This is a genomic window from Gemmatimonas sp. (assembly GCF_044345575.1).
GTDB lineage: Bacteria > Gemmatimonadota > Gemmatimonadetes > Gemmatimonadales > Gemmatimonadaceae > Gemmatimonas.
On the sequence record NZ_JBIJAW010000061.1, the window covers coordinates 1 to 13456 of the forward strand.

The 13456-nt window shown below is 65.7% G+C and carries 9 protein-coding genes; 2 read left to right on the plus strand and 7 right to left on the minus strand.

Annotated features, from left to right (window positions below; genetic code table 11):
* Positions 1 to 23: 23 nt before the first annotated feature.
* Positions 24 to 1304, minus strand: a complete 1281-nt coding sequence (locus ACIQ6O_RS05855; protein ID WP_396206846.1) for an HD domain-containing protein — start codon at positions 1302 to 1304, stop codon at positions 24 to 26.
* A 385-nt stretch (positions 1305 to 1689) separates the two neighbouring features.
* Here ACIQ6O_RS05855 and ACIQ6O_RS05860 point away from each other — a divergent pair, with 385 nt between their 5' ends.
* Together ACIQ6O_RS05860 and ACIQ6O_RS05865 are read left to right on the plus strand one after the other, a co-directional pair.
* The gene (locus ACIQ6O_RS05860; protein WP_396206847.1) at positions 1690 to 5403 is read left to right on the plus strand and encodes a carboxypeptidase regulatory-like domain-containing protein; all 3714 of its coding nucleotides are present in this window, start codon (positions 1690 to 1692) and stop codon (positions 5401 to 5403) included.
* Between the two features lie 53 nt (positions 5404 to 5456).
* The gene (locus ACIQ6O_RS05865; protein ID WP_396206848.1) at positions 5457 to 7073 is read left to right on the plus strand and encodes a hypothetical protein; all 1617 of its coding nucleotides are present in this window, start codon (positions 5457 to 5459) and stop codon (positions 7071 to 7073) included.
* A gap of 73 nt (positions 7074 to 7146) precedes the next feature.
* Here ACIQ6O_RS05865 and pckA read toward each other — a convergent pair whose 3' ends face one another.
* From pckA to ACIQ6O_RS05895, 6 genes are all read right to left on the minus strand, one after another.
* Positions 7147 to 8766 carry a phosphoenolpyruvate carboxykinase (ATP) gene (gene pckA, locus ACIQ6O_RS05870; protein WP_396206849.1) on the minus strand — a complete coding sequence of 540 codons (1620 nt, stop codon included), beginning with the start codon at positions 8764 to 8766 and terminating at the stop codon, positions 7147 to 7149.
* A 253-nt stretch (positions 8767 to 9019) separates the two neighbouring features.
* On the minus strand, positions 9020 to 9982 hold the full coding sequence (locus ACIQ6O_RS05875) for a deoxyribonuclease IV (RefSeq protein ID WP_396206850.1): 963 nt from the start codon (positions 9980 to 9982) through the stop codon (positions 9020 to 9022).
* A gap of 17 nt (positions 9983 to 9999) precedes the next feature.
* Positions 10000 to 11262, minus strand: a complete 1263-nt coding sequence (locus ACIQ6O_RS05880) for a murein hydrolase activator EnvC family protein (RefSeq protein WP_396206851.1) — start codon at positions 11260 to 11262, stop codon at positions 10000 to 10002.
* A 10-nt stretch (positions 11263 to 11272) separates the two neighbouring features.
* Complete coding sequence (locus ACIQ6O_RS05885; RefSeq protein WP_396206852.1) at positions 11273 to 12130, minus strand: cell division protein FtsX; 858 nt, start codon at positions 12128 to 12130, stop codon at positions 11273 to 11275.
* Positions 12131 to 12137: 7 nt separating this feature from the next.
* A complete protein-coding gene (gene ftsE, locus ACIQ6O_RS05890; RefSeq protein ID WP_396206854.1) occupies positions 12138 to 12842 on the minus strand; it encodes a cell division ATP-binding protein FtsE in 705 nt (234 codons plus the stop codon).
* 12 nt (positions 12843 to 12854) lie between these two features.
* The coding region (locus ACIQ6O_RS05895) for a PLP-dependent transferase (protein WP_396206853.1) at positions 12855 to 13456 on the minus strand (602 nt) is incomplete at its 5' end.

Genomic DNA, 13456 nt, shown 5'->3' on the forward strand with positions numbered 1-13456 from the left:
TTTAAGAGCATATTGAGAGCGCGCTATGTCAGCAGGGGCTCCCCGCGCTGCAAGACGTCCCTCACTGCCTCGGCACTCATACAAAGCGCGCGGAGCACTGCCTCGGACGGAACCGGATGGCGATCCTGGGTCAACACGCGTAGGCGACGGGCACTCCGGTACAGTTCTTCGGACAAGCGGGGCAGATTGAGCTCTCCCTCCCAGCCTTCGACCGTGAGGTGGGCGACGGGGCCATTGCGGCGCTGCAACGGGATGTCCACGCCAAGCATCTGCGTTTTGGCTGGGTAGTCTAGCAGGAGCGCGCCGCGCGGCAGCCCGAGCTCGCGCGCGAACGCGTCCTCCACCTGTCGGGTCAGCCGATAATCGCTGGCGATCCATTCACCGACATTGTCGCCGAGCAGGGCGGCCGGACATTCATAGGCCCGCTTGTGAAGGTGGCGTGACCGGAGGGCATCGAGCAGGGTGCGTGCTTCTGGCACGAGCGACGGCGTGTCCAGATGGACCAGCAGCCCTTCGTCGGTGAATCGTGCCACCGTGTCGGCGGCGACGGCCCCGGTGTCGATGGCGACGGCCACGAGGCGCTTGTACATGGCCGTGGCGCTACGTACGGCGTGGTGCCAGTACACGTTGCGGTACATCTGATACTTCGCGAACAGGAGCGACTCGAGAGCGGAAAGCCCTTTTTCGTGGACGCCGATCGAGGCGCCCAGTCCCGGCACGCGCACCAGGACCAGCGAGTTGAGCAGCCGATCGACGTCGATTTCCCCGTAGGGCACGCCGCACATCACCGCGTCGCGCTTGAGATACTCGATCTTGTCGAGATCGATCGAGCCGGAGATGAGGCCCTGTAGCGGAGACGTACTCCGGCCGGTGATCAGGGCGAACACCGCGTCTGGCGCATCTTCGCCAAGGTGCGTGCGTAGACACGCGCCGATGGGGCCTTCGGTGATGAGGGGGCGGGCGACTTCCTCGTGATCGGTGACGCCGATCTCCTCGAGCGCGTGCGAAAAGGGATAGTGCCCCACGTCGTGCAGCAGCGCCGCGGCTCGAACGATCTGTTGTTCGCGGGCCGGCACCCCCTGTAGTGCGCCACCCTCGTCCAGAAGACGCAGGGCCATGCCCGCGAGATGCCATGCGCCGAGCGCGTGCTCGAAGCGCGAGTGCGTCGCGCCGGGATAGACGAGAAAGGCCAGCCCCAATTGCCGCACGTAGCGCAGCCGCTGCATCACCGGCGTTTCCAACAGCGCGAGCGCGAGCGGGTCGAGGCGAATGTTGTTCCAGAGGGGATCGCGCAGGATTTCCATGCGCAGAAAGATATGCGCACGGGCGTCAGTGGGGCGTCAGCGGCGTGAACGGCAGAGGCCGGTCGGCTCGGCGTCGACTTCCTCCCCCTCGTCCCCAGTTCCTGTCGTTTGCCATGCGTATGCGCCCACGTATCGGGGGCGAATGGGGAATGATCCTGTCGGCTGCGACCGTGCGGGGCCAGCGCTCGTGTACGGCATATCGACACGCTGGCGCAACGAAAAAGCTTCGCAGCGCATTTATCTGACATGAGGACCGGGCGGCGGGGAAGTGTCGCCGAGCCCGGCGCCTTAACGAAGTTCAGGATTCACTCGTCCAACCGTCGTGACTACTCCATTGCTGTCTTTTCGGCGCCTGCTCCTCGCGTTGACGCTCTGTGTCGCCTCCATGGCGATGTCGAGCTCCGCGCTGGCGCAGCAGGTCGATATCATTCGCGGGCGCGTTACCGGCACTGACACGCTCCCCATTCCCAATGTGCTCGTTACCGCCACCACCCTCACCGGCAATGTGAGCCGCACGGCGCGGACGAACGCGCAGGGGCGCTACACGATTTCGTTCCCGGGCGGTGAAGGCGACTACTGGGTGACGTTTTCCGGAATCGGGTTGTCGCCGCGCCGCTATCAGGTGAAGCGCACGGCCGACCAGGAAATCCTCATTGCCGACGCGCGTCTCGCCCCGGCCACGATCACTCTCGATGCCGTGCAGGTCACGGAGCGCGCGTCGGTGTCGCGAACTGACACGGTGTCCGATGTGGGTGGATCGGAAAAGAGTGTCAGCGACGAGACGGCGGGTTTTCTGAACGCCGAACAGATGGGTGACCTCGCCGCGATGGCCTCGGCCATTCCCGGGGTGCAGCTGCTCCTCGGCGCGGACGGGGCTGCCGATGCCTTCTCGGTCTTCGGGCTCGGCGGCGATCAGAACAACACGCAGCTCAACGGCCTCAACTTCGGTGACGCCCAGCTGCCGCGCGATGCCAACGTGATGTCGTCGCTCAACACGTCGCCGTACGATGTGTCGCGCGGTGGATTCTCCGGCGGTCAGTTGCAGGTGCGCACCCGCTCGGGCTCGAACTTCGTGACGCGCCGATTGAGTGGCAACTTCATTTCGCCGCAGCTGCAGTGGGTTGACCGCATCGGCGTCGCCACGGGGCAGCAGTACACGAACATGTCGATGGGCGGATCGGCCTCGGGGCCGCTCAAGCCCGACCAGATGTTCTACAACACGTCGTTTCAGTTCGATCGCCGGCTTCAGGACCTGCAGACGCTGACGAACAGCAACGCCGAGGGCTTCGCGGCGGCGGGCGTGTCGGTCGATTCGGTGACGCGCCTTATCGATATCCTCGGCGCCGAGAACGTACCGGTCACGGTGGCGGGGTACGACCCGCAGCGCATCAATACGCGCATCAACACGCTCAACAGCTTCGACTGGGTGCCGCAGAATTCCTCGCGCGGCAGCACGTATTCCTTCACGCTGTCCGGCAACTTCAACCGCACGTCGCCCGTGGGTGGCGCCGGTGGATTCGGCGGGTTTGGTGGGTTCGGTGGCGGCGGTACCAGCCTCATCACGCCATCGCGCGATGGGACGCGCACGAGCTGGGGCGGATCCACGCAGCTGCGCCACAGTGGTCTCCTCGGCTGGAAGGGAATTTTCAGCGAAACCACCGTGGGGTACAGCACCAGCCAGAGCGATGGCGATCCGTTCTTCTTTCTCCCCTCGGGCAATGTGCGGGTGAACTCGCAGTTCGCCGACGGCTCGGCCTCGGTGACGAACCTGCAATTCGGGGGCAGCACGGCGCTGAACAATGCCAACGGGAACAGTTCGTTCGCCGGCAACAACACGATGTCATGGTTCTCGAGTGACAACCGCCACCGCGTGAAGCTCACCACGGAACTGCGACGCGACGAGTTCACGTCACTGTTCAACTTCAACGAGTTCGGTTCTTTCTCCTACAACACGCTGGGCGACCTGCAGGGCAATCGGCCGGCCTCGTTCACCCGCCTGCTGTCGCCGCGGAGCCGCAAGGGCAGTCAGTACGTGGGGGCGATGTCGCTGGGTGACGCCTGGCGTCCGACGAACGACCTGCAGGTGCAGTACGGCGTGCGCGTGGACGCCAACCAGTTCAACATGGGGCCGCAGACCAACCCCGACGTGCTGGCCAAGTTCGGTTATGACAATGCCGAGGTGCCCAATCGCGTGTATGTGAGCCCGCGCCTTGGATTTTCGTGGACGGTGGGGCAGGCGGATCAGATGGCATTGCTGCCGGGGATGATTCGCGCGCCGCGTGCGGTCATCCGCGGCGGCATCGGTCTCTTCCAGAATACGCCGGGGACGCAGCTCATCTCGAATGCGATCGACAATACCGGTCTGCCCTCGGGGTTGCAGCAGCTCACGTGCGTTGGAGCGGCAACGCCGGTCCCCAATTGGACGTCGTACGCGGCCGACGTGAACAACATTCCGCGCACCTGCGCTGACGGTACGAGCGGTACGGTGTTCGCCAACAGCGCGCCGAACGTGACACTCTTCCTGCCCGACTACTACGCCCAGCGTTCGCTGCGCGGCAACCTCGGCTGGCAGGGACCCATTCTCAAGAACCGCTTCAACTTCTCGATGGACGCCACCTTCTCGCGCAACCAGCGCCAGCAGGGCGGCGTGGACATCAACTTCCCCAATCTGCAGCGATTCACGCTCGCCAACGAAGGCAATCGCCCAGTCTACGTGACGCCGGCGGCCATCGTGCCCACCACGGGGCAGGTGGCGTGGCGCGAGGCCCGGTCGTTCCAGCAGTACGGGCGCGTCACGGCGCAGACATCCGACTTGGAGTCGGAAAGCAAGCAGTTCACCGCGTCGCTCCGCCCGTTCGTGTTCAACACCCGGTGGAGCTGGAGCCTGTCGTATGTGCTGGCCGATGTCCGCGAGCAATTCCTCGGCTTCAGCAGCACGGTCAACACGCCGGTCGGAATTGAGTGGTCGCGCGGTTCCAACTTCTCGCGCCACCAGCTCCAGTACTCCCTGAGCTACAACGCGTGGGACGCCGTGCGCATTTCATGGTTCGGCAACTTCCGCTCGGGCATCTTCTACACGCCAACGATCAATCAGGACGTCAACGGCGACAGCTACGGCAACGATCGCGCCTTCGTGTTCGATCCGGCCACGCTGTCGTCGGACCCGGCGCTCAAGGTGGGGCTCGAGAACTTCCTGGCCACCGGCACTCGTGAAGCCACGTCGTGCCTCCGCAGTCAGCTGGGCAAGTTCGCCGAGCGCAACTCGTGCGAAGGCCCCTGGTCGATGAGCGGGAACCTGAACATCTCGTTCAACTCGCTCAAGCTCGGGCTCCCGCAGCGCGCGAACATCTCGTTCCAGGTGGCGAACCCGCTCAACGGCATCGATCGCCTCGTCAACGGTGAGAGCGGGTTGAAGGGGTGGGGCTCGTTCGTGAATCCGCAGTCCAACGGCGCGCTCCTCTTCGTCCGTGGGTTCAACCCGGCGACGGGCAGCTACCGCTACGAAGTGAACGAGCGCTTCGGCAGCACGCGCCCGAGCCAGACGACGCAGCGGTCGGCGCCGGTCACCTTCACGATGCAGGTGGGCTGGGACCTCGGTCCGACGCGCGAACAGCAGCAGTTGCTGCAGCAGCTCGATCGCGGTCGCACCCGCCCCGGCAACAAGCCCAGCCTGCAGCAGCTGCGTCAGACGGCGAGTGTGGGGCTCATCAACCCCATGCAGCAGATCCTGCAGCAGGCCGACACGCTCAAGCTCACGCGCACGCAGGCCGATAGCCTGGCCACGCTGAATCGACTGTACGTCCTCAAGAGCGACAGCATCTGGACGCCGGTGGCGCGTTTCCTCGCCAATCTGCCAGACAAGTACAACCACGACGACGCCTACAACCAGTATCGTCGGGCGCGTGAATCAGCAGTGGATGTGCTCATCAAGGTGGCGCCTGGTATCCGCACGCTGCTGACGCCAGAACAGATCCGCATTCTGCCCGAGTCGCTCATTCCGTTCATGGACAAGCGCAACCTGCAGGGTATCCGCTCCGGTACCGCGGGTGGCAACCGCTTCATGGGCGGCGGTATGGGCGGCGGTATGGGGCGGCGATGAGCGTGCGGCATCACATGATGATCGATCCGACGTACCCCTCAATGGGATTTCCCATGACTTCGAAGGCCCGCACGAACTCGCTCGTGGCACGCTGGAGCGCGGTGGGTGTGTTGCTCACGGCGACGACTGCGGTCACGCCGGCGATGGCGCAAGATGCTCCGCCGAGCAGCCCGGCCGCGCAGGTACCGGTGCGGGAAACCACGCCGGCGATCGCACGTTCCGCGCAACCGCTTGGCGGCGCCAACATGGTGCGTACGTTGAGCGATGGCTCGGTGTTCGTGAACGACGTGCAGCGCCGCCAACTGCTCAAGTTCGACGCGTCGCTCAAGAACGTCACGGTCATTGCCGACACCGCCCCCGGCTCGCTGATGCCGTATGGGCAGCGCCCCATCGGCCTGTTGCCTTACACCGGAGACTCCACGCTGGTCGTGGATGCCTCGACGTTGTCGCTCGTGCTGATCGACAAGAACGGGCGCACCATTCGCGTGATGGCCTCGCCGCGTCCGAACGACATCAACACGCTCAGTAACGTGAACCTCGGTTCGCACGCGTTCGATGCGAAGGGGCGCCTGTACTATCGCCAGGGCGGGACCGGCGGTCCCGGCGGTGGGGGGATGGCTGGCATGATGTTCGGCGGCGGTAACGACCGCGGTGGGGCTCGCGGCGGTGGTCAGGGGGGGAACAACAACAATCGCTCCCAACAGAACCAGCAGAACCGCGGTGGTGGCGGTGAGGCCGCGGCGCCGGTGGGCGGATTCAGTGGTGGGCAGGCCGGTGGCGGACAGCCTTTCGGGGGGCCCGGTGGTCGGGGCTTCAACCCGTCAAACCAGCCCGACTCCGTGCCGATCGTGCGGGTCGACTTCGATACGCGGAAGGCGGACACGGTCACCTTCGTGAAGGTGCCGAAGAGCGAGTCTCAGATGACGCGCGGCGAAGACGGCTCGACCCGCCTTACCGTGAAGATCAACCCGCTGCCGCAGGCCGACGACTGGGCGCTGCTCGCCGACGGGACCGTCGCCGTGATGCGCGTGCTCGATTATCACGTGGACTACTATCGTCCCGACGGATCGCATGTGGCCTCGGACAAGCTGCCGTTCGACTGGAAGCGGATCAGCGATGACGAGAAGACCAAGCTCGTCGACTCGCTCGCCACGATGGCCAAGGCGGCCTCGGAGCGCATGGGGCAGGGCGGTGGCGGTGGCTTCCGCATGAGCTTCGAGCCCATCAGCGCCGACAAGTTGCCGGACTACTATCCGCCGGTGCGGCAGGGTTCGAGCATTGCCGATCGCAACGGCAACCTTTGGGTGGTTCCCACGACCTCCAATCTGTCCGCGCAGCTCGCCCAATCCTTCATGGGCGGTCGTGGTATGGGTGGGCCCCCGATGGGCGGCGCGCCGACCACCGGTGCAGCTGGTGCAGCCGGTGCCCGCGGCGCGGCGCGCGACAGCACGCGACAGGGTCCGCCACCCGCGGCCATGATGGCGATGATGGGGGCGATGGCCAATCAACCGCCACTTGTGTACGACGTGATCTCGCCCGCCGGCAAGCTGGTGGAGCGCGTGAAGCTTCCCGGTGGCCGGCAGGTGGTTGGGTTTGGACCGGATGGGCTGCTTTACGTGACGGCCCGCGAAGGGCGCCAGATGTTCCTCGAAACGATGCGTCTCAAGTAATCGACGGCGCCGCTCTCAAGCACGAAGGGCCCCGGTGCAGCGCACCGGGGCCCTTCGTGTCTACGTGTCGTGTTCAGCCCTGCGGGCCGGCCGCGAGAATTGCCGGCGACACCGCGTCGCCGAACTTGCGGATATTCTCGCGGAACATGCCGGCGAGCTTCTGCGCCTGCGTATCGTATTCGGCGCCATTGGCCCAGGTGCCGCGCGGGTCGAGCACGTCGCCTGGCACGTCGGGGACCCACTTCGGGATGTGCAGCCCGAATACCGGATCGGTGCCGAACTCGGTGCCGTCGAGCGCTCCGCTGAGGGCAGCGCGCACCATGGAGCGGGTGTAGCCGAGCTTCATGCGGCGGCCCACACCGTAGGCGCCACCACTCCAGCCGGTGTTCACCAACCACACCTGCGAGCCGTGCTCGCGGAGCAGCTCGCCGAGCATTTCGGCGTACTTGGTGGGGTGCCACACCAGGAACACGGCGCCGAAGCACGCCGAGAACGTGGCCTGCGGTTCGGTGACGCCGCGCTCGGTGCCGGCCACCTTCGCCGTGTAGCCCGACAGGAAGTAGTACATCGCCTGTTCGGGCGTGAGGCGCGCGATGGGCGGCAGCACGCCGAACGCATCAGCCGTAAGGAAGACGACGTTCTTGGGGTGCCCACCGCGCCCGCTCGGCACGTGGTTCTTGATGTAATGGAGCGGATACGACGCGCGCGTGTTCTCGGTGATGCTCTGGTTGGCGAAATCCACCGTGCGCGTCGGCTGATTCAGCACGACGTTCTCGAGGATCGTGCCGAACATCTGCGTGGTCTGGTAGATGTCGGGCTCGCCTTCGGCCGAGAGGTTGATCGCCTTGGCGTAGCAGCCGCCCTCGAAGTTGAAGGTGCCCTCGCTCGACCAGCCATGCTCGTCGTCGCCGATGAGTCCGCGCTCGGGGTCGGCCGACAGCGTGGTCTTGCCGGTACCCGACAGACCGAAGAACAGCGCCGTCTCTCCTTCCGCGCCAATGTTCGCGGAGCAGTGCATGGACAGCACGCCCTGCTTCGGCAGCAGGTAGTTCATCACGGTGAACATCGCCTTCTTGAGCTCACCGGCATAGCGCGTACCGCCGATGAGGATCGCGCGCTCCGCGAGGTTGAGCACGATGAACGTGCCGGTGCGCGTCCCGTGCTTCGCGGGATCGGCCTGGAACTCCGGCGCGTGATACACGGTGAAGTTCGGCGCAAAAGTGGCCAGCTCCGCGATGTCGGGGCGGATGAACATGTTGCGCACGAACGACGCATGCCACGCATTCGGCAGGATGTAGCGTACGCTGAGGCGCGTCGCGGGATCGGCGCCGCAGTAGAGATCCTGTACGAACAGCTCATCGAGGCCGTTCAGATACTGCTGCACGTCGGTCTTCAGCGTAGCCCAATGCTCCGGCGTGATGGGCTGATTGACCTTGCCCCAATCCACGTCGGCCTCGCTCGACGGCTCCTTCACTACGAACTTGTCGTTCGGGGAACGGCCCGTATGCGGCGACGTGACGGCGACGAAGGGCCCCATGTCGGCCAGCGTGCCTTCACCACGGCGCATGGCCGCTTCGATCAGCTCCGGAGCAACGAAGTTCCAGTGAACTTTGCCGGAGGGGGCAATACCCTGCGGGGCAAGACCGGCAGCACTCTCGCGAACGGGAGCGGACGGGGAGACTTGTGTCGCCATGCGTGCGACCCTCATGGAAAGCGGAAAGCGGCGCTGCACCGGTACGGTGGCGCAGGGCCGCATGAAGTTCGGTGGGGAGTTCGTGCAATACCCAGCTTCGGCATCCATTTGGGCGCCGCTCAGCCAGACATAGGAAATCTGCCCTTCTTACCCCTCCTGCTCAAGCGTCGGGCGCCACGAATAGCGTGCCGAATCGCGCGAGGTCGCCGCACACCGGTACGTGGGGCTGTCCCGAGCGCGAGCGCGCGACTCCTCAGCTGGTGTAACCGCGCAGGGTCCGGAGCATGCGCCCGTCGAGTTCGGCGGGCGTATCGCCTTTGGGCGTCTCGATGATACGGGGCACATGGGCCAGGCGCGTGTCGGTCATGATCCGCTGGAACGCCTCGCCGCCAATCGTGCCTTCGCCGATGAGTTCGTGCCGATCGAGATGCGAACCGAGCTTTGCCTTGGAATCGTTGAGGTGCAGGCACCCCAGCTGCTCGAAGCCGATCACATCCCCGAAACGCTGCCACACCCCGTCGTAGTCGCTCACGAGGTCATAGCCCGCCGCCCACACGTGGGCCGTGTCGAGGCACACCCCGACGCGCGCGCGCAGCGGGGCGGGGATGCGCGACAGCAGATCGGCCATCTCCTCGAAAGTCGAGCCCAGCACCGTGCCTTGGCCGGCCGTGAGCTCCATGAGGAGCTTCGTGGGTCCCCCCTCGGCTTCGAGAGCCTGCACGATGCCGTCGGCGTTGCGGGCGATCCCGCTGGCGCGGTCATCCATGAAATTGCCCGGGTGCGACACGACGGCGTCGAGTCCGAGCGCATGGCAGCGGCGGAGCTCCGCCCTGAAGCTTTCGATGGACCGCGCGCGCAGCTCCGCGTCGGGAGAAGCGAGGTTGATGAGATACGAATCGTGCGCACAGATCCAGCGCACCTGCGTTTCCGCCATCGCCGCACGAAACCGCTGCGCCTCTTCGGCCTCGATCTCGCGCTCAGCCCAGCGATTGGCCTGCTTGGTGAACACCTGGGCGCCGGTGGCGCTGATCTCGCGCGCTCGCGCCGCCGCTTCCCAGGTGCCACCAGCAATGGATACGTGTGCCCCGAGTGGCGCGCCGTCGCGCGTCCAATCGCCGGCGTCCACCACAATGGGGGCATCGATGGGCGGTGCCTTGGGGGAGGCCGGCTTGCGGGTGCTCGGCTTCGTGGCAGGGGCGGTTTTCTTCGCAGGCATGAGAGCGTTCGGTGCGGTCAGCGCTTGGCGCGCAGGTATTCGAGCGGATCGATGGCGCGTCCCTTCGGACGAATTTCGAAATGCAGGTGCGGTGGAAGCTCCGGGTCGGTGGCGCCCACCGTACCGATGAGCTGCCCCTTCGTCACCTGCTGGCCACGCCGTACGGCGATGTTCTGGAGGGAACCGTACACGGAGTAATCACCGCCACCATGCTGGACGATGACGGTCGGGCCGTAGGTTCCCACGTTGTCGGCCAGCACCACTTCACCGGCCGAAATACTCTTCACGCTCGTCCCCGTGGAAGCGCTGATACCGATGCCGTTCCAGCGGGTCGTCGTGTTGTTGGGGTTGATGACGCGGCCGAAGCGGTAGATGATGGTGCCGTCCACCGGCCAGTCGAGTCGGCCGAGATCACTCGTGCGAATCGTGGAGGGCGTCGCCGGTCGCGCGTTGGGCGACATTTCGGCGCGACGCCGTGCGGTTTCGAGAGTGCTGATCGCGTTGGCAATGCGCGACTCGTCGCGCGACAGCTGTTGCAACCGCTCGCGGGTGCGCTGCGCGGTGAGCTGCACGGCCGTGAGGTTGCGCTGACTGCGCGTCTCCAGCTGGGCGAGACGCCGGGCTTCGCGATCTTTCTCCTGCCGGTTGCGGCCGACTTCGTCCTGAAGGCGCACGAGCAGCATGCGTTGCGTGATGATCTGGTCGCGCAGGCCCTCAACCCGACGTACGAGATTGCGGTCGTTGAGCGCCAACTCGTGCAAGTACTTGTACCGCGCCACGAGACCGGCGAATGACTGCGCTGACAACATGGCCTCCACGTCGTAGAGGCTGCCGCGCTTGTAGATCTCCACCATGCGACGCTGGAGGGCGTTGCGCTTGCCCTCGAGCTCCTGTTCGGCGCGCACCAGACCCGCGCCGGCCTTGATGACTTCCTCGTTGATCGTTTCGAGCTGCTGATCGAGCGCCGCCACTAGGCGGCGCGTCGTCTGGCGCTGCGCCTCGAGGTTGTTCACTTCGTCGGAGAGCGAACGCGCGCTGCGCTGCAGTTGGCTCATGCGGGCCTCGAGGTCGGAGCGCTCGCGCCGCAACTTGTCGAGGGTGTCCTGCTGCTGACGCAGTCGCTGCTCGGTGGAGGGCGGCTGCGCCGACGGTGACGCCGGCCGCTGCGCCATTGCCCACTGTGGGGCGGCGGTGACGGCCAAGACGGCAACGCCCCACGCAGCCACGTGGCGAGGCCACCGGGTGCCGCGGATGCTCATGCGCGCGTTCCGGCGTGACATGGGCTGGCGCTCAGTCGCGCCATACCTGTCGCAGATGGCGCCCGACCGACACCCAGCTGCCGAGCAGACCAAGCAGACCGCCAGCCACGATACCCAGGGCAATCTGGCGACCGTCGAAGAACTGTGTCTGTATGAGCGACTGTCCGAGAATCACGGTGGTGCCCCAGCTCATCGCGACGGCGAGTCCGCCACCGAGCACCCCTTTCAGCGCGCCGTCGATGAGGTACGGCAAACGCACGAACATGTTCGTGGCCCCGACGAGGCGCATGATCTCGATCTCGCGCGTGCGGGCGAGGATCGCCATGCGGATCGTACTGCCGATGATGATCACGGCGACGAGTGCGAAGACGCCCCCGAGCACCGTGCCCACCAGCGCAGCGATGTTGCGGATGCGGTAGAGCTTCTCCACCCACTCGCGTCCGTAGCGGACCTCCTCGACCACGGGGTAGGTCTGGAGCCGACGCGAAAGCTCGGCGACGGTCTGCGGATCGCGTTGCCCCTCCCTCAGTCGAAGCTCCACGCTGCCGGGAAGAAACGCGCCGGTCATCACGTCACGGAACTCTTCGAGTTCGGCTCTGGCGCGGGCGAGCGCCGAGTCCGGGGTTACATATCCCACCTCGGCAACCGCCGGATTCTTCTGCATTCGCTGAATCAGCTCTTCGATCTGCACGTCCTTCGCGCCCTCCACCAGGAAGGCACGGATCTCCACGCGATCCTCCACTTCGCGCAGGGCGGTGCGGATGTTGATCGCGACAAGGCCGAACAGCCCGAAGGCGAACAGCGAGAAGCCGATGGTGACCACGCCGAGCATGGCCAGTAGCGGCGCGCGACGGAATGCGAGGCCCACTTCGCGGAAGGCGAGTCTCATGTGTGCGTTACCCCCGCCGCCCGCGCATGTTGGCGACCAGTGTGGCCACGTCGGTGCCATCGAACACGAGCTTCCCCCGCTCAAGCTCGAGACAGCGCAGGCCGGCGCGTTGGATCATGCCCACGTCGTGCGTCGCCATGAGCACCGAGGTGCCGCGGGCATTGATCTCCCGCAACAGCAGATAGATCGCATGTGTCGCGCGATCGTCGAGATTGCCGGTCGGTTCGTCGGCGAGCAGCAGGAACGGGTCATTGGCAAGCGCCCGGGCGATCGCGACGCGCTGCTGCTCGCCACCGGAGAGCTCGTGCGGGTAGGCCGTAGCCCGCGAGGCGAGTCCCACCTGAGTGAGTAGGCGGGCCACCTTGGGAGCGATCTGCGCCTGCGGGGAACCGGTCACTTCCAGCGCGAACGCGACATTCTGTTCAGCTGTCCGGTCGGGGAGCAGTCTGAAGTCCTGAAAGACCACGCCGAGGCGACGGCGAAGTTTCGGAATCTCTCGCGGCTTGATGGAGAAGCTCGAGTACCCCGACACGCGCACTTCCCCGGCGGTCGGGCGTTCGGCCATCGTGAGCATCTTGAGCAACGTGCTCTTGCCGGCGCCGGAGTGCCCGACGAGAAACACGAACTCGCCCTTCTGCATTTCGAAGGAGACATCGCGCAGGGCCATCCCTGAACGGGGATACTCCTTCGACACATTCGCTACGCGGAGGATGCCGGACATGGACTAGCTGGAGGTCAATGAAGTCGTCGTCAGCGCGGAAATCAGCGCAGCGATGATGGTGTCGACCGGTTCGAGCCCCACCTGGACTCGTAGCCATCCAGGCTCCGTGCCCTCGGTGATCCGTGTGATCACGTTGCGGCCACCACGAGTGTCGGCCAGTCGATCAGACGCGTGTGCGGCGACGCGCCACGCGTCGTGCGCCTCGTCGAGCCGGAGGTGCACCTGTGAGCCCGGTCCCTTGCACCACTCTTCGGCCAATGGATGGTCGGGGTGCGTAGCCAGTCCCGCCCATTCGACCGCGCGAATGTCGCGATGGCGCTCAGCCCATGCGGCGAGTGCCTGCGCCGTCGCATTCTGTCGCTGGACGCGTACCTCGAGGGTGGCGAGTCCGCGGTCGAGCTGCACATGCGCAAGCGGATTCGGCACCGCGCCCCACGTCTCCATCTTGAGACGCACCTCCTCCACCAATCCCTCGGTACCCGCCACCACGCCCGCCTCGCCTTCGCCGTGCGGTTCGAGCAAGTACGTGGCATCATGCAGGACCACGTCGGCGCCGTGCGCGATGGGGGTGAAGTTCATGGGCGACGCCGCCGTGGCATCGACGA